Origin of the sequence: Acinetobacter sp. CIP 64.7, assembly GCF_000369745.1 — a bacterium.
Taxonomy (GTDB): domain Bacteria; phylum Pseudomonadota; class Gammaproteobacteria; order Pseudomonadales; family Moraxellaceae; genus Acinetobacter; species Acinetobacter fasciculus.
Genome location: NZ_KB850178.1, coordinates 89,482 through 108,872, shown reverse-complemented (window position 1 = coordinate 108,872; position 19,391 = coordinate 89,482). Strand labels below are relative to the sequence as shown.

The 19,391-nt window shown below is 38.7% G+C and carries 20 protein-coding genes and 3 pseudogenes; 8 read left to right on the top strand and 15 right to left on the bottom strand.

All coding sequences use genetic code 11. The features are described from left to right. Nucleotide 1: 1 nt before the first annotated feature. Nucleotides 2–1,282, bottom strand: a complete 1,281-nt coding sequence (locus F890_RS02695) for a cation efflux transmembrane domain-containing protein (RefSeq protein WP_004910216.1) — start codon at nucleotides 1,280–1,282, stop codon at nucleotides 2–4. A 90-nt stretch (nucleotides 1,283–1,372) separates the two neighbouring features. Between F890_RS02695 and cadR the strand changes: the two genes are divergently transcribed. Next, the gene (cadR, locus tag F890_RS02690) at nucleotides 1,373–1,765 is read left to right on the top strand and encodes a Cd(II)/Pb(II)-responsive transcriptional regulator (protein ID WP_004281856.1); all 393 of its coding nucleotides are present in this window, start codon (nucleotides 1,373–1,375) and stop codon (nucleotides 1,763–1,765) included. Between the two features lie 93 nt (nucleotides 1,766–1,858). Then, a pseudogene (locus tag F890_RS02685) lies at nucleotides 1,859–2,020 on the top strand (IS6 family transposase); the annotation flags it as partial. A 41-nt stretch (nucleotides 2,021–2,061) separates the two neighbouring features. On the opposite strand, the gene F890_RS02680 reads toward F890_RS02685, so the two are convergent. Further along, nucleotides 2,062–2,364, bottom strand: coding sequence for a helix-turn-helix domain-containing protein (locus tag F890_RS02680; protein ID WP_001140620.1), 303 nt, complete (start codon nucleotides 2,362–2,364; stop codon nucleotides 2,062–2,064). After that, nucleotides 2,357–2,587, bottom strand: a pseudogene (locus F890_RS02675) (type II toxin-antitoxin system RelE/ParE family toxin); the annotation flags it as partial. The gene F890_RS02680 and the pseudogene F890_RS02675, both read right to left, overlap by 8 nt. A gap of 599 nt (nucleotides 2,588–3,186) precedes the next feature. Between F890_RS02675 and F890_RS02670 the strand changes: the two are divergent. Together F890_RS02670 and F890_RS02665 are read left to right on the top strand one after the other, a co-directional pair. Next, the gene (locus F890_RS02670) at nucleotides 3,187–3,615 is read left to right on the top strand and encodes an organic hydroperoxide resistance protein (RefSeq protein WP_004786455.1); all 429 of its coding nucleotides are present in this window, start codon (nucleotides 3,187–3,189) and stop codon (nucleotides 3,613–3,615) included. 6 nt (nucleotides 3,616–3,621) lie between these two features. After that, the gene (locus F890_RS02665; protein ID WP_000042163.1) at nucleotides 3,622–4,053 is read left to right on the top strand and encodes a MarR family winged helix-turn-helix transcriptional regulator; all 432 of its coding nucleotides are present in this window, start codon (nucleotides 3,622–3,624) and stop codon (nucleotides 4,051–4,053) included. Nucleotides 4,054–4,184: 131 nt separating this feature from the next. On the opposite strand, the gene F890_RS02660 is transcribed toward F890_RS02665, so the two are convergent. From F890_RS02660 to F890_RS02610, 11 genes are all read right to left on the bottom strand, one after another. Then, nucleotides 4,185–4,949 (bottom strand): IS5 family transposase, encoded by a 765-nt coding sequence (locus F890_RS02660; protein ID WP_005265651.1) that lies wholly within the window; start codon nucleotides 4,947–4,949, stop codon nucleotides 4,185–4,187. Nucleotides 4,950–5,029: 80 nt separating this feature from the next. After that, nucleotides 5,030–6,730: an urease subunit alpha gene (ureC, locus tag F890_RS02655; RefSeq protein ID WP_026056539.1), complete on the bottom strand. Its 1,701-nt coding sequence runs from the start codon at nucleotides 6,728–6,730 to the stop codon at nucleotides 5,030–5,032. A gap of 42 nt (nucleotides 6,731–6,772) precedes the next feature. Continuing rightward, entirely contained in the window at nucleotides 6,773–7,081 is a 309-nt protein-coding gene (locus tag F890_RS02650) for an urease subunit beta (protein WP_005100595.1), read from the bottom strand. Between the two features lie 19 nt (nucleotides 7,082–7,100). Then, nucleotides 7,101–7,403, bottom strand: a complete 303-nt coding sequence (gene ureA, locus F890_RS02645; RefSeq protein ID WP_000422459.1) for an urease subunit gamma — start codon at nucleotides 7,401–7,403, stop codon at nucleotides 7,101–7,103. A 100-nt stretch (nucleotides 7,404–7,503) separates the two neighbouring features. After that, the gene (locus F890_RS02640; RefSeq protein ID WP_005100596.1) at nucleotides 7,504–8,382 is read right to left on the bottom strand and encodes an urease accessory protein UreD; all 879 of its coding nucleotides are present in this window, start codon (nucleotides 8,380–8,382) and stop codon (nucleotides 7,504–7,506) included. A 71-nt stretch (nucleotides 8,383–8,453) separates the two neighbouring features. Next, nucleotides 8,454–9,020 carry a HupE/UreJ family protein gene (locus tag F890_RS02635; protein WP_005100597.1) on the bottom strand — a complete coding sequence of 189 codons (567 nt, stop codon included), beginning with the start codon at nucleotides 9,018–9,020 and terminating at the stop codon, nucleotides 8,454–8,456. A 14-nt stretch (nucleotides 9,021–9,034) separates the two neighbouring features. Next, entirely contained in the window at nucleotides 9,035–9,649 is a 615-nt protein-coding gene (gene ureG / locus F890_RS02630) for an urease accessory protein UreG (protein WP_005100598.1), read from the bottom strand. Nucleotides 9,650–9,666: 17 nt separating this feature from the next. After that, nucleotides 9,667–10,332 (bottom strand): urease accessory protein UreF, encoded by a 666-nt coding sequence (locus F890_RS02625; protein ID WP_005100599.1) that lies wholly within the window; start codon nucleotides 10,330–10,332, stop codon nucleotides 9,667–9,669. Then, a complete protein-coding gene (gene ureE, locus F890_RS02620; RefSeq protein ID WP_005100601.1) occupies nucleotides 10,319–10,801 on the bottom strand; it encodes an urease accessory protein UreE in 483 nt (160 codons plus the stop codon). Before ureE ends, F890_RS02625 begins: the two co-directional genes overlap by 14 nt. 406 nt (nucleotides 10,802–11,207) lie before the next feature. Continuing rightward, nucleotides 11,208–12,815 (bottom strand): purine-cytosine permease family protein, encoded by a 1,608-nt coding sequence (locus F890_RS02615; RefSeq protein ID WP_005100602.1) that lies wholly within the window; start codon nucleotides 12,813–12,815, stop codon nucleotides 11,208–11,210. A gap of 115 nt (nucleotides 12,816–12,930) precedes the next feature. Further along, complete coding sequence (locus F890_RS02610; RefSeq protein WP_005100604.1) at nucleotides 12,931–13,323, bottom strand: GNAT family N-acetyltransferase; 393 nt, start codon at nucleotides 13,321–13,323, stop codon at nucleotides 12,931–12,933. A gap of 206 nt (nucleotides 13,324–13,529) precedes the next feature. On the opposite strand from F890_RS02610, the pseudogene F890_RS02605 reads away from it, so the two are divergent. Both F890_RS02605 and F890_RS02600 read left to right on the top strand, forming a co-directional pair. Continuing rightward, nucleotides 13,530–14,472 (top strand): annotated as a pseudogene (locus F890_RS02605) (IS5 family transposase). Between the two features lie 87 nt (nucleotides 14,473–14,559). After that, nucleotides 14,560–15,306 carry an IS5-like element ISAba31 family transposase gene (locus F890_RS02600; RefSeq protein WP_005265650.1) on the top strand — a complete coding sequence of 249 codons (747 nt, stop codon included), beginning with the start codon at nucleotides 14,560–14,562 and terminating at the stop codon, nucleotides 15,304–15,306. A 320-nt stretch (nucleotides 15,307–15,626) separates the two neighbouring features. Here F890_RS02600 and F890_RS02595 read toward each other — a convergent pair whose 3' ends face one another. Then, nucleotides 15,627–16,799: a replication initiation protein gene (locus F890_RS02595; RefSeq protein ID WP_004281973.1), complete on the bottom strand. Its 1,173-nt coding sequence runs from the start codon at nucleotides 16,797–16,799 to the stop codon at nucleotides 15,627–15,629. Between the two features lie 857 nt (nucleotides 16,800–17,656). Between F890_RS02595 and F890_RS02590 the strand changes: the two genes are divergently transcribed. Both F890_RS02590 and F890_RS02585 read left to right on the top strand, forming a co-directional pair. Next, a complete protein-coding gene (locus tag F890_RS02590) occupies nucleotides 17,657–18,430 on the top strand; it encodes a ParA family protein (RefSeq protein WP_004281972.1) in 774 nt (257 codons plus the stop codon). Between the two features lie 13 nt (nucleotides 18,431–18,443). Next, nucleotides 18,444–19,355 carry a ParB/RepB/Spo0J family partition protein gene (locus tag F890_RS02585; RefSeq protein ID WP_004281971.1) on the top strand — a complete coding sequence of 304 codons (912 nt, stop codon included), beginning with the start codon at nucleotides 18,444–18,446 and terminating at the stop codon, nucleotides 19,353–19,355. The last annotated feature ends 36 nt before the right edge of the window (nucleotides 19,356–19,391 follow it).

Here is a 19,391-nt window from a genome sequence, read left to right as displayed (position 1 = left end):
CTTACTTCAAAGCCAAAATCTTTCGAGCACCATTAAGCACGAATAAAGAAACCAGGATGCCAATGATTAAGTCTGGGTAAGCTGATCCCGTCCACGCCACGAGTACACCGGCAAATATAACGCCCATATTTACGACAACGTCATTCGCCGAGAAAATCCAACTGGCTTTCATATGTGCGCCATCTTCTCGATGACCAGAAATAAGATATAAGCATGTCACGTTAGCTATAAGTGCGAGCAGGCCAATAACAATCATGAGCGTTGATTCTGGCTCGCTTCCAAACATGAATCGTCTAATGACATCAATAATCACGATGACAGCAAGTAATAACTGAATCCAACCTGCGAAATGGGCTGCTTTCACTTGATATTTCGCAGCTTTTCCGACGGCATATAGCGCAATACCATAAACGGCTGCATCGGCAAACATATCTAGAGAATCAGCAATCAATCCTGTAGACGCAGCAATAATTCCGCTGATGAATTCTATAAAGAACAGTAGAGCATTAATGCCTAATAACAGTTTAAGTACTTTAGCTTGTCTCACAGGATCAGGTTCATTAGGTATATCGCCTGTAGAAAGCTGTGTTTCATCAAGTTTCGCCCCAAAACCCAGTCCTTCAAGTTTGGCCGTAATTTGCTGACTCCCTTCATTATGGAAGACTTTCAGTTTTCGATTGGGAAGATCAAAAGTAAGACCTTTAACTGCTTCAATATCTGCAAGAGCCATACGGACCATTTGCTCTTCAGCAGAGCAATCCATTTTAGGAATGGTATAGGTACTTGTTTGCTTAGCCTGTTGATTGCTTATATAAGTTTCAGTCTTCACAAGCTTTGCACCAAAACCCAAAGCTTCAAGTTTGGTAGTTATATTTTCATCTTTTTGATTATGTAGAACCTTTAAAGACCGGTTAGGTAAATCAAAGATGAGTTTTTGAACACCATCAATTGAAGATAGCGCCATACGAACCATCTGTTCTTCCGCAGAACAATCCATTTTGGGAACTAAGTATTCACTCATGTAGTGCGAATCTTTTAAAACGTTTTCAGTGCTTAAATTTTCTTTGGGATCAGAACCACAACAGGATTGAGCGGTATCTTCACAACTGTTTGAAGTGTTACAGCAAGGAGATGAAGATTTTTCTTCTTCCTCTTCACCACAACAGCTAGGCGTATTATCACAATTCTTTGAATTGCTTGCTTCTGCAATTGATGGATGATTTTCTTGTTGAGATTTCTTATCTTCGCATGGTGTTTCTTTACTACATCCACAGCCACTCATAGTTATACCCATTAAAAAAATTTATAAACTTTGAATATTAGAATCCCTATAGTTACTATAGAGTCAAGATTTTTTGGAAATACCAACTCAATGCATTTAAAAATTGGTGAACTCTCTAAAAAAACCTCATGTTCAGTATTAACAATTAGGTTTTATGAAAAGGAAGGTTTAATTCCGGAACCCGAAAGAACGGAAGGAAATTACCGCCTTTACGATATAGGCTATGTTGAGCGAATTAAGTTTATTTTGAATTGCCGAACTTTAAATATGAGTTTGAATGAAATTCGTCAATTACTCACCTATAAAGATAATCCCAAGAAAAATTGTTCAGATGTGAATGAATTAATTGACTTACATGTCAGTGCTATCAGAGAAAATATAATCAAGCAACAAAAGCTTATTGAACAACTATCTGATTTAAGAGGTACTTGTGATGGCTTATGTACAATTGACCAATGTGGAGTTCTAAAAAATCTAGCTTGATTATCTAGACCTATGCTTTTTTCAAAAAATCGGCACTGTTGCAAATAACCACGAATGGTAAGCTGAAGACTGTTTTAGCTAAAGGTGCAGCATATGAATCCTTTCCATGGTCGGCATTTTCAGGGCGAAATCATTCTTTGGGCTGTGCGCTGGTATTGTAAATATGGCATTAGCTATCGTGAACTGCAGGAAATGCTGGCCGAACGGGGTGTGAATGTTGATCACACGACTATTTACCGTTGGGTTCAACGTTATACGAATCTAAAAATGGGAGCCTATAGCTCCCATTTTTATTGTTAAACGTTGAATCCTATATGTTTTCCTGTTGGAAGCTCTACATCAATACGGAGCTTCCCACCCATTGCCTCAACATACTTTTTCATGGTTGAAATCTTAAGATCATTGCCACGATTTTCTATTGCTGAAAGCGATGGCTGTTTTATTCCCAAAGTTTCAGCAAGCTCTTTTTGAGAAATTTCGAGTTCTTCACGAATAAGATGAAGCTGATTTTCTAGCAGTAATTCATCAGCCATTTTTTGAATACGGGCTTGGCTCTCTGGAGAGCGGCTAGCTAACAATTCTTGCAGAGTCTTAGCCATTAGATTTATCTCCTAGGGTAGTGAGATGAAGTTGGTATTGTTCATCTGCAATATCCAGCATGTCTTTATAAAAACGCTTTTTACCGCCTTTATCAGCAATACATAGAACAATAGCCTGTCGTAAGGGATCAAATGCGAAGAAAGCTCTTAAGGGTCTACCGCGATGTTGAACGCGCAGTTCTTTCATATTGGTAAATTTAGACTCATACACAGTATCTACTAAACCAAAATATAGATTATAGTCTATATTTTAGGGGCATTATGTTTGTTTTGCAAATGAGAAAGGATAGGCAATAAAAAAGCCCGACATCCTGTCGGGCTTTTCCATATTTGGCGCTTAGATCTGACTCCTGTCTGATCTCACGTTCCTTGTTGTTCATCTTATTCTTTTTATCTGGAGCATCCTGCTCTCTATGTCTTCATGATAGGAAATTTCCAGTATTGCGGATAGCAGCAAAGGGCCGAGATTGGTATGAGCCAGGGCTTACAAAATAGCCTAAATTTTATCCACAAAAAATGTGGATAATTTTGGACATTGAGGCATTGATAAAATTTGAAAAACCTCAAAACTGACTATTTTTTAGTCAAATTTATTGGCAAGAAGTATCAAAACCGCTCATAAAAAAGCCGACTTGTTTCAAAATCGGATTTTTGGGCATTCTTGGATTTTTCTATTTTTATTAAGTGTTTGATATTTATATTAATATACAAGTGTATTTCGTATAACGCCCATTATGTTAAATGGAATATAAAAAACAGTTGACATAAATACATTGTGTGCAATTATATTGCACACAATGTATTTATTTAAAGGTAATCAAAATGAGTAATCTTTATTCTACCCAGGTTAAAGCAATCGGTGGACGTTCAGGAAATATTCGTAGTGAAGATGGTATCTTAGAACTAAAATTGGCTTTGCCAAAAGAATTAGGTGGTAAAGGTGATGCAACGAATCCTGAACAATTATTTGCAGCTGGCTATGCTGCATGCTTTGGAAATGCAGTGATCCATGTAACTCGTAGCAATAAAGAATATAAAATCCGTGATAACGATGTAGAGGTCCTGAGTACTGTTGGAATGGTTGCTAATGGCAATGGTGGATTTGCCTTGACAGTACACTTAGATGTCACGCTTTCAGGTATTTCACAAGCTGATGCAGAGAAAATCGTGGAACAAACGCATCAAGTATGTCCTTATTCCAATGCTATTCGAGGTAATATACAGGTGTCTACCACTGTCTATACCAAATAAAAAGCTATGTCCAAGAATCAGCTTTGCTTAGATGAGCAACTATGTTTTCCTATTTATGCTGCATCTAATTTAATCGTAAAAGCTTATCGCCCTTTTCTTACACCTCTCGGACTCACTTATCCTCAATATTTAGTGATGTTGGTTTTGTGGGAAAAAGAATGTGTAAGTGTGGGTGATCTTGGACAAATTTTACATCTTGATAGTGGAACATTAACCCCACTATTAAAAAGAATGGAGACATCTGGTCTAATTAATCGATCACGTGATCCTAATGATGAAAGACGAGTTCTTATTTCATTAAAAGATAAAGGGCGAGACTTATCTGCTGAAGCAGAAAAGATTCCTAAAGAGCTTACCAAGAACATTGAGTTTGATAACTTAAATCAATTACGAGATGAATTAAAAGTATTAGTTAATCTATTATCAGAAAGAATTTGAGACCTCTTAATATCTGATAATGGAAGCCTGTTTACTTTCAAGAATCAATTAGTTTTTCTAAAATAAACATAATACACCTTATACGAAGTCAAAAAAATATATCTATATGATAATTAGGGTCTGTTGACATTTCAAGTATAGAATTTACCCGATAAAGGTAGCCAAATAAATATACAAGCTAATGCAACTGCCCCCTCATAGCTACACTTTAGCTTATCATATCGTGTTGCTATTCCTCTGAACTGCTTTAACCTACAAAATGCATTCTCAACTAAGTGTCTGATTTTATATAAATACCAATCCATATGATCATTATTTGACTGAGTATTTGATTTTCTTGGAATATTCGCTTTAGTTTTTTTCATAGATATTTGTTCTCTTAATGATTCAGAGTCATATCCTTTGTCTGCACAACATACTTCCGTTTCACTCAAATCAAGTTTTTCAATCATTTTGGGAGCAATCTTGACATCATGTATCGTTCCATCGGAGATAATAATTTCGATTGGATTACCATCCGCATCAACAGCTAAGTGTATTTTAGAACTATTTCCACCAATGCTTTTAGAAATATCCTGATCTTTTATTCCAGCAGAATGTTGGTGTGCCCGAACATGACTACCATCAATAAAAACCCATTCCATATCAGCATTTGAAGAAATTAATTTAAATATTTTCATTAACTTATCATTTTTACACCAACGATTATATTTTTTAAAGATTGAGTTATACGAACCAAATTCTTTAGGCAAATCACGCCATGGGCAGCCTGTTCTTATTCTATAAAGTATTGCTTCGACAAAATTTCTCAAATTAGATTTGGAATAGATATCAAAATTTCGGAAAATAGAAAGTAACTTAGACCAGTGTTGATCATTCAGCATTGTACGAGGCATAGCGAGAAGTAAATTTGGTTTGGCGATTAAATTTTACTTTCTCGCTATTTTTTTGAACAGAAAATGTCAACAGGCCCTAATTAAAACAAGAAATAACGCTGTGCCATTGGCAATAATTCTGCTGGTTCACAGGTCAAATGTATGCCATCTGCCCGTACTTCGTAGATTTCCGAATCAACTTCCATCACTGGTGTATAGGTGTTGTGCTTCATATCGGCTTTTGAAATATTACGTGTGTTTTTACATGCAGAAATGATTTTCTTCAGACCTAATTTTTCCGCTACACCATTATTAATTCCTGCCTGAGACAAGAAGGTAATACAGGTGTTATGCACACCGCGGGCATTTGCGCCAAACATGGGACGGTAGTGCACAGGCTGCGGCGTTGGAATGGACGCATTAATATCCCCCATTGGTGCTGCTGCAATCATACCGCCTTTAATAATCATGGCAGGTTTAACACCAAAAAATGCAGGTTTCCACAGCACCAAGTCTGCCAGCTTACCTTCTTCGACCGAGCCGACTTCATGACTCAAACCGTGGGTAATGGCTGGATTAATTGTATATTTCGCAATATAACGTTTAACCCGCTGATTATCGGTATGTGGCGTATCACCTTCTAGCGGTCCACGCTGCACTTTCATTTTATGTGCGGTTTGCCATGTACGAATAATCACTTCGCCCACACGCCCCATTGCCTGTGAATCAGACGACATCATGGAAATTGCGCCCAAATCTTGCAAAATATCTTCCGCGGCAATGGTTTCACGACGAATTCGACTTTCGGCAAATGCAACATCTTCTGAAATCGCAGGATCTAAATGATGACATACCATCAGCATGTCCAAATGCTCATCAATGGTATTAACCGTATATGGGCGCGTCGGATTGGTTGAAGATGGCAACACGTTGGCCTGACCAATAGCTTTTAAAATATCAGGCGCATGACCACCACCTGCACCTTCAGTATGATAGGTGTGAATGGTACGCTGTTTAAATGCCGCCAACGTTTCTTCTAAAAAGCCGCTCTCGTTTAAAGTATCAGTATGAATTGCGACTTGCACATCATATTCATCCGCGACAGTCAAACAGTTATCAATGGCAGCAGGGGTTGAACCCCAATCTTCATGCAGTTTTAAACCCACCACACCTGCTTCAATCTGCTCGCGGACAGGATCGGGCAAACTCAAATTTCCTTTGCCCAATAGCCCAATATTCATAGGTAAATCATCGATGGCTTGCAACATGGTCGCAATATGCCATGGTCCCGGTGTCACTGTGGTTGCGGATGTCCCTGCTGCTGGACCTGTTCCGCCACCAATCATAGTGGTTGTACCTGACATGAGTGCAGTTTCTACCTGTTGCGGGCAAATCCAGTGAATATGCGTGTCAATGCCGCCTGCAGTTAGAATTTGACCTTCCCCCGCAATCACTTCCGTGGCCGCTCCCAACGGAATGGTGATATTGGGTTGTATGTCAGGATTTCCCGCCTTACCAATTTTCCAGATACGACCATTCTTTAAACCGACATCGGCTTTCACAATGCCCCACCAATCGACAATAAGTGCATTGGTAATGACGGTATCGGCAACATCATCTGCCAACAATTGGGATTGCCCCATGCCGTCTCGAATGACTTTACCACCACCGAATTTAACTTCTTCACCATAAGTGGTCAGGTCTTGTTCGACTTCAATAAACAGTTCCGTATCCGCCAAACGAACACGATCCCCTACGGTTGGTCCGAACATTTCCGCATATGCACGACGTGACATTTTCATCATAGATTACTCTAAATTCTTAAAAGATTTTGATGGCCCGACTTAGTCAAGTTTCCCCATCACTCGACCCGCAAAACCATACACTTCACGCTTTCCTGCTAGTGCCACCAATTCGACATCTCGGCTCTGACCCGGCTCAAACCGTACTGCGGTGCCCGCAGCAATATTCAAACGGTAGCCTTTGGCACGCTCGCGCTCAAATTGCAAAGCATCATTGGCTTCATAAAAGTGAAAATGCGAACCAATTTGAATTGGTCGATCCCCAGCGTTCGCAACCGTTATTTTTAGGGTTTCACGTCCAACATTTAACTCAATATCGCGATCTGACGTAATTACTTCACCTGGAATCATCTTTATTCCTTATAGTTCTTTACATAATCGGTTGATGTACAGTCACCAGTTTTGAACCATCTGGAAAGGTTGCTTCAACTTGGACTTCAACAATCATTTCTGCGATGCCATCCATCACATCATTGCGGCTCAGTAAAGTCGTGCCGTAGTGCATCAGCTCGCTTACGCTCATGCCATCGCGTGCACCTTCAAGCAAGGCAGCAGAAATATACGCAATCGCTTCAGGATAATTCAGCTTTAAACCACGTGCTTTACGGCGCTCTGCAACCAAACCCGCGGTAAAAATTAAAAGTTTGTCTTTTTCTGTTGGATTTAATTCCATATCTTTTACCTATTTAAACGTGGAGATGCTTCGCTCATGAGCTATACATGACCAAAAATCGTTGTGTCATTTGGTCTTGAAATTACAGGCTAAAATGAATTTAAGTTCTCCAAATACGTGGGAATTCTTCATCCAGATCGTACCAATAGCGTCTTAATTTCGCTCTGATGGCAGCAAAAGCATCGTGACATTGCCGAACATCATTCCCCAAATAGCGCGCACAAATCACATCATCCAAAACCGTTAAGGTGACAGGTACATCCATACGCATCATCAGTTCACGGATTAAATCCAAATACTGTTCTAAATCTAGACTGGCACGATATTGCATGGGGGGCACGGCCCAGAAACTCCCCATCACAGATTGACCATGCATGCCTAGGCATGAACTTAACCAGCGGTCATTGCCCTTAAAACTTAAAGTATCTGCCACCAACAAAGTTTGATTACGGAACAATTTGAACTGGTTGCTATAGGCACCATCACTAAATTGCTCTTCACGTGCTTGGCGACCAATGACCAACATGTCCCAACCAATAAAACTGGCTGCATGATCCAAATGAATGATGGTTTCTGAATGCGCATTCGCACCATTAAACAGCATGGTTTCTTGCGGCAGCCATTCAAAAATAGCATCAGCATTCAAACAAATATTGATATGCTGATAGGCCTTTTTACCATTGGTTTTGTACCATTTACCTGCGCCCGGGGTGGTCACTAAGGCATGAGCCTGCGCATCGACAGACATATCAAAAGTCAGGTGATCCCCACCCGCAATGCCCGCAGGTGGATGCACAATAATGGCATGGCAAACCCCTGTTTTTTCAGGCCAAAGCATTTTTTGTACCCGAACAGGACCATAATGTTTGCGGTGATGTAACACCGTGCATTCAGGCTCTTTTTGAGCCTGAAAACCGAGTTCCAACTTGGCAAACCATAATTGAGCATCATGCGTTCGACTGACGGTTAAATCCTGCATGCTTCCTCTGCGTGATCAATACCAATAATTTGCTGTGCTGAAATTTGTTCATCAAAACGACCTAAAAATCATTAAGCCAAACCAATCAATGCAACAACTGCGGCAATTCCACCGACAATTTTCTTACCATGTGGCACATATTTTTGTACCAATGCACCTAAACCCAAGCCACCTGCGTAGATACAAGACATAGCAACAACCATGCCGAAGACTAAACCGATCACATGACCTGAATGACTCAATTCGGCACCATGCGCCATACCATGAAAACTTGCTAAAACCATAGTCGCAACTGCAAACAGTCGATTGGCTTTGGTCCATAGGGCAATGGCAAGAACAGATAAGGAGAAAACAATGCCGTATTCAGCAATATTTGCGGAAACGATATGCAACTGCCCAAGGCTAAAACCCGCAATCATGGCCACAACTAAACCCAACAATCCGCCTACTTTCCAACGATTAGCCGCTGACCACAGCAGCACACCAAAAGCGATTGCCATTGTGAGGTGATCAATTCCAGTAAATGGATGAATAAAGCCCGTCAAGAAACTATTCTGTTGTTCATGTCCGGGATGTGCCATTGCCCACATTGGAAAAGCTGCGGCGAAAGTGGCTAAAGTTCTTTTTAAATAAGTCATGGTGTTTCCCCGAATTAAGCTTTGAATAGACCTTGTTTTTCAATGAACGAAATAATAATTTCCAAACCTTCTTTGGTTTTCATATTGCTAAACAAGAACGGCTTATCGCCACGCATACGTTTAGCATCTTGGTCCATCACACTTAGGTTTGCGCCGACCATTGGTGCCAAGTCGGTTTTATTGATAATCAACAAATCGGATTTGGTAATGCCTGGACCACCTTTACGTGGAATCTTTTCTCCCCCCGCCACATCAATCACATACAGGGTTAAATCTGAAAGCTCAGGACTAAATGTCGCTGCCAAATTATCTCCACCACTTTCAATAATAATCAGCTCAAGCCCATCAAACTTTTCACATAAATCATCAATTGCCGCGAGGTTAATAGACGCATCTTCACGAATGGCAGTATGCGGACAACCACCTGTTTCCACCCCAACAATACGCTCTGGAGACATGGCTTCATTGCGGGTTAAAAAGTTTGAATCTTCTTTGGTATAAATGTCATTGGTGACGACAGCCATATTATATTTTTCACGCAAGGCCTGACATAAATTCAAGGTCAGCGCTGTTTTACCCGACCCGACTGGTCCACCAATTCCTACACGTAATGGGCTACGTTGTGACATGTTTTTTCCTCTTAAAATTATGATCTGAATAGTCTTGAATATTGGGTCTCGTGGTGCATACTGAGCATGGCATATTGCGGTAAAGCACTACTGATTTCTGTGTCTGGCAATGCCAGCGCACGCGTAATTGCTGCGGGAATAAGCGCATGTAAATGCCACAAAATACGCTGACCACTCATCTGTCCAAGCGGTACGGTTTTAACTGCCGCCAAGACCTGATTTTCTAAAAGGGTAAAGGTATAAGCCGTGAGTACTTCTGTTTGATTTAGCCCCAAGGTGCCACACAGGTTTCCATACACTGGAACAAAGCCCAGCTGTTTTTTCACTTTAACGGGTTGCTTTAATACGTCTCTAATCCATGCATTTAAAGAAAATGCCAACTGTTTCGATTCTGCCAGTAGCTCTTTACTCTCACGGCTGGCGCGGTAAAAGTTTGCCCAGTAAGTAAAATTTACTTCGTCATCACTGTATTGCATTAAACGTTTCAGCACTGGCAACTCAAAACGAACCAAGAGCATTTCCAGCACTTCTTCAAAATAAGCAATGCTGGAGGCTTCATCATGAATCAGCCCTCGATCAATGGCACTTTCCACACCTTGCGAATAGCAATATGCCCCTATCGGTAACGCAGTTGATGACAAGGTCAACAAGCTGAGTAGTTGTGACGGATTAGTGATGGACATGATGTAAAGTCTTGATTGGGCTTAAGCGATGATCATGTTGATGTTGTGCATAAGCACCGCTTTCTGGTTCAAAAGGATGATCTACCTCTGCAACGTTTAATCCCAAACCCACTACCATTTCAGCCAGTACATGATCTGGTTCGAAATATAATGCTGTTGGCGTCAACATTAAGGGAACGTGACGATTGCCGAGATGATATGCAGCTTTTAATAAATCAAATTCTTGCTGTGCCGAAACTTTCATCAGTTTTTCTGGTTTCGCTTCAACTTTAAGAATATTTCCGCTTTCCGTCGAAATATATGATCCACTGCGTAAAATGCCTGTGCGTGGCAAATCTGCACCAATATCTACCCCATTTTTTAAAGTTGCACGAAAACGGCTCTTTTGGCGCGTATCGAAAGTCAGCTCAATGACATCAAAGTCACAATTTTCTGTAACTGCTTCTAATCGTTGAGTATAAATTTCCATTTTTTCTCCATGCTTGACTTTGTTTTAGGACTGCTTTTGATTCAAATTGATTCAAAATATAAATCGCTTTCACAAAATGCACCACCCCAACGTTCAAAGCAATTATTGCGCCAATTTTTCTACATACACCACATTTAAGCGTATATATTGCTCAGAAACTCCAAATGAAAACTTCAAGAAAATATGATTTCTCATTTAAATGATGTCAGGACATTTAAGAAAAAAATAGCAGCTGTCGGGTTATTTGAGATGGATGTTGTATCCACTCTTTGGATTAGAATAGATTTTCCCGCACTTTTTCTAGAGTTTTCCCCAATAAATATTAAAAAACCCTGATGCAAAATCATCAGGGTTATTGATTTGATCGAAATTCAGCTTATTAAAAAGCAGATATCTGAAAAATCATTTATTTTTCCAAAGTCTTACATAGAGAACAAATAACACCTTTGTGCTTATGTGAATACATAATATCAGGTCTTTCATAATCTTCATCACATGACACACAATGATAAACTGTTGCTATAGGTAGCCCAGTAGCATCATAACGTGGTTCTTTTACCCCATCATCTGTAGCTTTAATATAATATTTTCCTTTCGTAATTAAACCCATGATTGGGGTCAAAACAAAGCCCAAAATCAGAGCAATTAAAGGTGAATATGGCATTAGAAATTCACCCAACATGCCAAAAAAGGTTGCAATGGAGACTCCTGCAGCGACAAGAAATGACACCATACCTACTGGGTTTATATTATAAAGCATATCACGGCGATATTCTGGTTCTTTTGGAGAGAGCTTCAGTAAGTATTTATTCACTGTGATATCAGTCGCTACAACCACAACCCATGCAATGGCAAAATTAGAATAAAAACCTAAAATCTTACCAAGCACTGCGAACATATTACCTTCCATCAACGCAAGAGCAATTGCAAGGTTAACCAATACAAATACAATACGACCTGGATAATGCTTGCTGATACGTGTATAAGCACTGGTCCATGCCAATGAACCCGAATATGCATTTGTTACATTAATCTTGATTTGTGAAATAACAACCAAAATTACCGCTAAAGTAAGTGCAAACCAACCTGGAAGCATATCATGGAAAGCTGCGTTAAACTGTTGTACAGGTTCCGTGCTATCCACCCCAGGAATTTTAGTCAGCAAATAAAAACCAAGGAAAGCACCAATAATTTGTTTGATTGCGCCTAGAATTACCCAACCTGGACCCGCTGAAATAACAGCTATCCACCACGATTTGCTATTTTCTTTAGTTTTTGCAGGCATAAAACGTAGGTAATCAATTTGTTCACCAATTTGCATAATTAAAGATAAACAAATTCCAGCACCCAACATAATTGCAGCCACATCTATTGCTGCAAAACCACCATTTCCAGCATAAGCAGCGAATTGACTTACAAGCTCAGGTTCTTGATAAATCAAATAAGCAACAGGGCCAATCATTAAGATCAACCAGATAGGTGTGGTCCAAACTTGTAAAGTACTTAAGGCTTTCATCCCATAAATGACCAATGGAATAACCATAATAGTAGAAATGAGATAGCCCATCCATAAAGGAATTCCGAGCCCAAGCAATAAGCCTTGAGCCATGATAGAACCTTCGAGAGCGAAGAAAATAAAAGTAAAACTTGCAAAAATAATACTCGTCAGTACCGATCCAAAATATCCAAAACCAGCACCACGCGTAATCAGATCTAAATCGATATTATAGCGAGCTGCATAATAAGCTAATGGAAGACCTGTTAAAAAGATAATAAGTGCAGCAAATAAAATAGAAAAAATGGCATTCGTTGTCCCATATGTCATACCAATGCTAGCACCAATCGAAAAGTCTGCCAGATATGCAATACCTCCTAATGCCGTAATTGCGACGACTTTAGGACTCCAACGACGGAAACTATATGGAGCATAACGTAAAGTATAGTCTTCAAGTGTTTCGTTTGCAGCAGAAGATGGCTTTTCAATAAAAGTATCTTGCATAGGTTGATTTTGCATACCAAAAAATATCTCTGAGTTTCATACTTCTCACAAAAAAGCAAAATTAATGCCAACTTTTAATTTTTCTATCAAATTTTTAGGATTTAGCCCAACATGCTACAATCATATTGTTTTATAAGCATAATCTTTTCAACATATATATCGTGTCGTACATACCTAGCTGATCACGACTGACTGTACTAAAACTTTGCAACCGCCAAAACTTTTCTGCCGCAGGTAAAAATGGATCCGTATGCAAATATAAATGCTGAATATTTTGTTGCTGTGCATATGCAAATAACAACTGGCAAAGCTCTGTCGCGATTCCCTGTCTACGATACTCAGGCAATACAAAAATCAATTGCTTGGTTTCCTGTTTATACTCTTCCACAGGAACTAACCAAATTCTCTTTAACGCTTGTAGCTCTTCCGATGTTTCATGATCCATTTCACAAAGGCCTTTAACTGCTTCTTTTTCTAAAATCATGCGCAAATCAAACAGCTCATTATAAAACTTAAAATCCAAGGGTTTGACTTCCCACCCCCTACGGAAATGTACATTAACGTAGTCTTCTTATTCTAAGCGATACAAGGCCTGACGAATGGGGGTACGGTTAATTTCCTATTTTTCTGAAATATCTGATTCAGTAAAACGTTGTGCAGGTTTAAGCTGAAAACGGCTTTGTTGCACAAACCTACCGATAAGGTCTTATTCCGCAGTATAATTCCTAGATGAATAAACCTACACCCAAAATCTTTCGTACAACTAATTGGTCCACATATAAGCGCGCCTTAATTAATCGAGGCAATATTTCCATTTGGTTTGATCTTTTGACTCAATGGTATGCTCATCCATAAGCAAAACATGGACGAAATCAAACTTACTCCGATACGGCTATTCAATGCTGCTTAATGATCAAATCTTTATTTAAATTGTCTTTGCGTATGGTCACAGGCTTTGTCCAAAGTCTGATTAAGCATTGTGGCTGAGCAGCCCCGAATATCAGTGATATTCGTACTTCACACTGTGCAGAAGACAAAGGCATATCGATGTTGCAATTGGCTATCAAAAAAGTAGTGGAGGTCTCCGTCTACTCGTAGACTCTACTGGCCTAAAGTTTTTAGGTGAAGGTGAATGGAAGCGTAAGAAACATGGACCTGAATATCGCCGCAAATGGCGTAAGCTTCATAATAGTATCGATGCTAAAACCCTTCAAATACGTGCTGTACAACTCACCGCAAATAATGTCAGTGATTCACAGGTACTGGAAGACTTACTTGCTCAAATCCCTTTAGATGAACAAATCGATTCTGTCTATACAGAGATGGTGCTTATGACACAAAACGATGCCGTCAGGTCATTGCAGATCGGCAAGCGTATGCAGTGATTCCACCTAGAAAAAATGCAAAGCCCTGGAAAGATATAAAAGCTCATTCACGAGAGCGAAATGAACTCCTTCGAACGGTTAAATGTTTGGGCAGGACAATCTGGAAAAAATGGTCAGGCTATCATCGGCAAAGTCTGCTTGAAACCAAGATGCATTGCATTAAATTATTAGGCGATAAACTCTGCTCAATGAATGCTGATAGTCAAGTGAATGAGATTCATGCACGCGTAGCTGTCTTAAATAAATTCACAGAATTAGGTCGCCCTCATACCCAAGTTGTCACTTAAATATGATTAGGGTGTGTTGACACTTTTAGCTTAAAAAAATAGCGAAGTAGTAAAATCAAATCGCCAAACCCAATTTTACTATTCGCTATGCCTCGTACCATGCTGACAGATCAACACTGGCAAAAGTTGAAAGTTATTCTGCGTAATTTATCCATTCACCACAACTCAAATTTACGCAATTTTATTGAAGCTATTCTCTATAGAATTAGAACAGGCTGTCCGTGGCGAGATATTCCTTCTTGTTTTGGTCATTCAAACTCTATTTTCAAACGTTTTAATCGTTGGTCAAGCAGCGGTAAGTTACTTAGATTATTCAAATTACTAGCCTCATGCCCCGATATGGAGTGGATTTTTATTGATGGCTCTCATGTACGTGCTCATCAACATTCTGCCGGCATAGCGAATCAATCTATTTCTAAAAGTGCAGGAGGAAACTCCTCAAAAATACATTTGATTGTTGATGCACATGGCAATCCTATTGATTTCATGATTACCGATGGAACCACACATGATGTTAAAGTTGCGCCTGATTTAATATCAACATTAGATTTAAAAGAGACAAAAGTGGTATGTGCAGATAAAGGCTATGATTCAGAACCACTGCGTGAACAGATCAGGAACACAGGGACTAAAGCGAATATACCAAAGAAAACGAATAGCCAATCAAACAATGACCATATGGACTGGTATTTATATAAAATCAGGCATTTAGTTGAAAATATGTTTTGTAGATTAAAGCAATTTAGAGGAATAGCTACTCGATATGACAAGCTCAAAAGAAATTATCAAAGTTCTGTTGCTTTAGCCTGTATATTTTTATGGCTACCTTTATAGGGTTAATTATGAACAGTAAATGTCAACAGACCCTAGTTATTTGTAGTCATAAATTTAGTCCCCACTTGTTTTTAAGTGGGGACTAAATTAAGGCTTATAGGATGAATTCATAAGGTGTGTTCAGCGAACACTTACGTTTTGAATAGATTTAAGGAATTAGGCAGACCTCATACCCAAGTTGTCACTTGAATTTGGATAACTTAGGGAAGATCTATATCTAAAGCCTTTATCCAACAGAGTCGTTTTTATCCTAGGGTCCTTACCACTTGTATTCTTTACAAACATATATCTAAAAAAGTGTAGCAAGTTGCTACACTTTTTTAGATAAGCTCTTTACCAAAAATATCATTCAGTCTTTCACGAATACTTTGAACGAATTCCGGATTATTTTTAAGTTTATGCTTCATATTTCGTTTAAAGTCATTCAGGCCCATACCAATTTCAGCAAAATCCATTTGGAATAAAGTGTCATTAATGACAATATTTGCTTGAGAGTCAGTGAGACATCCTACTTTTTTGAACCACTTCTTGAATTGCTGATAATTTTCATCATTATTAAAAATATACCAAGAACGTATATTCGTATCGAATTTCGCCCCCAATTCTTTTACGAATGCATTGTCTTCAAATGGAACATCAAGATAGATTTTTTCAATTACTGCAATTTCATCCGGTGCTTTATCAGCAACCCGATGATGCAGTTTAAAATTCACACCCACAATTGGACGGCCTTTCTTAACGGTTTCATATTCCAATTGTAGATCTGTATTTTCGTTAATTTCTGCCACTATTTTGTCTAATACATAGCGTCTAAAATCTACCCAGCGATCATATTTGGTTTCATTAATATCAATCAGTGCTTTCAAGTTTTCCAAAAGTAATGGCACTTCATAACTCTTTTGGTTGGCGTACTTGAATTCGTTTTTAATGAAATACGTATAAAGACTCATACTGGCAACAGAATCCAGGGCAAAAAGATGTTTTAGCTGGTAGGTAGTAAAATTCCCCCCAGCCAGTTGAGTGAAATACGGTAACACCTCACTGGTAAAACGAATCTGAATCGCATTTTTAGAGTCATCTTCCCATCTTAACTCACGGATAATGGGAACGACAGAATGTACTTTTTTAGTCTTTCTCTTACCATCATCAGCAGGCTCCTCAATAATAAAATGAGCCACCCGAGATGAAAGTTCTTTATAGATCCGGTCTATTGCAACATTAATTGAATTGCGTTTATTCAATCCTAGTAAATCTGCCAGATCATCCTTATACAAATAAATATAGGTTTGTTCAGTGATTTCACCATTTACCCTATTTTTCTCACTATAATTCGCAACTGCCATTGCATATAGAAGCGCCTTGTATTCATTGGCTGATAACTCGATTGGGCGAATTAAACGGTTACTGGTACTGACAACGCCATTATGGCGAATGTTGCCTATACAGTAAGGAATATAATTCGATTCTTCTTGCAATGGTTCAGATTCTGTCATAACCGTGATATTTATAATTTGACTTAGTTTTTATATACAAAAGTGGAAAAACTTTCAAGACTTTCACCACAAGATTCTAAAAGTGGAAGGCTTGTCATCAAAAAAAAGCGTTTTAGCCGGTTTTTTGCCTTTAAAGTGGAATTAAATATAATATTTCCACCCTATAGTGACAGACCTTCCACCTTTAGCCCCGAAATTACAGTTCAGAATGCCTATTTTTAGTTTTTTTCATCCGCATTCAGGTTGGTTAAGTCAGATAGAAACCCTGATGTGACGAGGCTTCCACCTTTCCGTTAGATTTGAAAGGTATAACTGCACATATAATCATCAGGAAATATCCAATAAAAATAGATTATCCACAGGTCAAGAATATACAGTGACAACCTTTCCACCTTTAAAGCTTGGTTACAAGACTTTATTAACAGCTTAAATCATTGTTTTTTAAATTACTTTTAAATAAAAATAGCAGTTTAAAAAATAGCAGTGACAAACCTTCCACCCTAGTGACAGACCTTCCACTTTACAGTGACAGACCTTCCACTTTACGGTGACAAACCTTCCACCTTACAGTGACAGACCTTCCACTTTACGGTGACAAACCTTCCACTTTACGGTGACAAACCTTCCACCTTTAAAATTCCAAGCATTTGTTTTATATGATAAAAATATGCTCCTAATTATTAATTAGCTAAATAACTAATTATTCTAATTATTAATTAAGCTAGCTTAGTTAAAGATTTATTTTTTAAGCTGTTTTACATCTGAACAAATAGGATTTATAAATTTAAAAACTATAGTAAGATGAGTGAAAGTTATTTATATTACTAGACATTCAAATACGGAAGCATCTGACACGCATGTCTGCAAAAATTATTACTGTTGCTAACCATAAAGGCGGATGTGGTAAAACAACGACTGTTGTGCACCTAGCCTCAGAACTTGCCAATCTGGGCAACAAAGTTTTAGTCATTGATTTAGATCCTCAAGCAAACGCAAGTTTACACATTGGGATCCAACATCCAAGCGAAATTGTTGTGACTACAGCAGAATTACTGGTGGGCGATATTTCGTTGTTGGCAGATGCATTACAAGAAGAAACGAACTTTGAAAAAGTATCATTAATTTATGGTTCCTTGAATTTAGGAAAAACAGAAGACCAACTAAAAGAAGAAGCTCCCCGTCCTTCTGAAGAGTTAAATATCAAGCTAGAACTGTTAAAAGATCTTTATGACTTCATATTGATTGATTGTCCACCTAGTCTTAAATTATTAACCAGCAATGCGCTGGCATCTTCAACCCATGTCATTATCCCTATCGAATCCGGATCACAATATGGACTGTATGGGGTAACAGATCTTTTAAACCATCTTGAAAAGATCAAACGTATTAATCCAAATTTAGAGCTTTTAGGCGCTTTACTGATTAAGCATGATGAACGTCAGAATGTTTGTAAATTGATTCGGGATGAAGCCTTGAAACAGGTGGGCAAAATTTTAGAAACTACCATTCCTCAAAGTACTAAAGTCAATCAAGCAGCGATTCTGCAACAATCACTTTTGAAAGTAGAAAAAAATTCAAAAGTACGTAAGGCTTTTGAAAGCCTTGCCAATGAAATTGTAGCGAAAGTTTAAACCTGAGAGCATTATGGCAAGCACCAAAGAGCTTTTAGCTCAGAAACTGAAACAGAATACAGAAAAACACCAGCAAGCACAGAAAGACAATATTAAAGAGCTGAAAGAGTTTAGACGTAATGTCCCTATTGAGGATATCAGCCGCAGTCCAAACCAGCCACGTAAAGTCTTTGAAGAGTCACTGTTAAAAGAACTGGCGGATTCCATTGATGAAATCGGCCTTTTGCAGCCCATTACAGTGCGTAAACTGGATAATCTGAAATATGAACTAATTGCAGGCGAGCGACGCTTACGGGCGCATCAGTTACTCGGCAAGTCTGTGATTGAAGCCATTATCATTGATGCAAATAATGTAGAAGCGTCTTTGTTAACCCTAGCAGAGAATTTAAAGCGTCAGGATCTGACAGATTATGAGATTTTTATTGGCCTGAACTCACTTGATGAGAAATTAAAGAAAAACAAGCAACGTTTAGCCAATTCACTGGGTTTAAATCGCGAAGATATGTACAAGTATTTAGCGTACGAAAAACTGCCTCAAGCAATTTTAAATGACCTTGATGTGGAACCAGGCCTGCTAGGTCGTACTGCTGCAACTGCATTCAAAAAATTTCTGTCGGATCATATAGAGCAACTTTCTGAGGCCGAAAAGGCTTTGCTAGGGGCTTGGGAAAAAGTAAAAGACAAAAAACTAGAGCAAAGTAAAGTTACTGCCTATGCTGAAAAAATATTGAGTCAGGATCCAGGAAAACTGACCACAACATCTGTGGTTAGAAAAATTGAATATGCAGGTAAGATTGCGGGGAATATCAAACTCAATCAAAAACAGCTTAAGGTTTCTCTGAATATCTCGGAAATTGACGAAGCTAGTCTCTTACAACTAGAAGATTTTTTAAAACAGCTTATTCAGAAAAGTGAAAAAGTGTAGCAAGTTGCTACACTTTTTTTGACAATCTCAAACTAG

Coding starts and splice junctions, on each gene's coding strand:
- F890_RS02695 (WP_004910216.1), bottom strand. CDS start 1,282: ATGAGTGGCTGTGGATGTAGTAAAGAAACACCATGCGAAGATAAGAAA.
- cadR (WP_004281856.1), top strand. CDS start 1,373: ATGCATTTAAAAATTGGTGAACTCTCTAAAAAAACCTCATGTTCAGTA.
- F890_RS02680 (WP_001140620.1), bottom strand. CDS start 2,364: ATGGCTAAGACTCTGCAAGAATTGTTAGCTAGCCGCTCTCCAGAGAGC.
- F890_RS02670 (WP_004786455.1), top strand. CDS start 3,187: ATGAGTAATCTTTATTCTACCCAGGTTAAAGCAATCGGTGGACGTTCA.
- F890_RS02665 (WP_000042163.1), top strand. CDS start 3,622: ATGTCCAAGAATCAGCTTTGCTTAGATGAGCAACTATGTTTTCCTATT.
- F890_RS02660 (WP_005265651.1), bottom strand. CDS start 4,949: ATGCCTCGTACAATGCTGAATGATCAACACTGGTCTAAGTTACTTTCT.
- ureC (WP_026056539.1), bottom strand. CDS start 6,730: ATGAAAATGTCACGTCGTGCATATGCGGAAATGTTCGGACCAACCGTA.
- F890_RS02650 (WP_005100595.1), bottom strand. CDS start 7,081: ATGATTCCAGGTGAAGTAATTACGTCAGATCGCGATATTGAGTTAAAT.
- ureA (WP_000422459.1), bottom strand. CDS start 7,403: ATGGAATTAAATCCAACAGAAAAAGACAAACTTTTAATTTTTACCGCG.
- F890_RS02640 (WP_005100596.1), bottom strand. CDS start 8,382: ATGCAGGATTTAACCGTCAGTCGAACGCATGATGCTCAATTATGGTTT.
- F890_RS02635 (WP_005100597.1), bottom strand. CDS start 9,020: ATGACTTATTTAAAAAGAACTTTAGCCACTTTCGCCGCAGCTTTTCCA.
- ureG (WP_005100598.1), bottom strand. CDS start 9,649: ATGTCACAACGTAGCCCATTACGTGTAGGAATTGGTGGACCAGTCGGG.
- F890_RS02625 (WP_005100599.1), bottom strand. CDS start 10,332: ATGTCCATCACTAATCCGTCACAACTACTCAGCTTGTTGACCTTGTCA.
- ureE (WP_005100601.1), bottom strand. CDS start 10,801: ATGGAAATTTATACTCAACGATTAGAAGCAGTTACAGAAAATTGTGAC.
- F890_RS02615 (WP_005100602.1), bottom strand. CDS start 12,815: ATGCAAAATCAACCTATGCAAGATACTTTTATTGAAAAGCCATCTTCT.
- F890_RS02600 (WP_005265650.1), top strand. CDS start 14,560: ATGCCTCGTACCATGCTGACAGATCAACACTGGCAAAAGTTGAAAGTT.
- F890_RS02595 (WP_004281973.1), bottom strand. CDS start 16,799: ATGACAGAATCTGAACCATTGCAAGAAGAATCGAATTATATTCCTTAC.
- F890_RS02590 (WP_004281972.1), top strand. CDS start 17,657: ATGTCTGCAAAAATTATTACTGTTGCTAACCATAAAGGCGGATGTGGT.
- F890_RS02585 (WP_004281971.1), top strand. CDS start 18,444: ATGGCAAGCACCAAAGAGCTTTTAGCTCAGAAACTGAAACAGAATACA.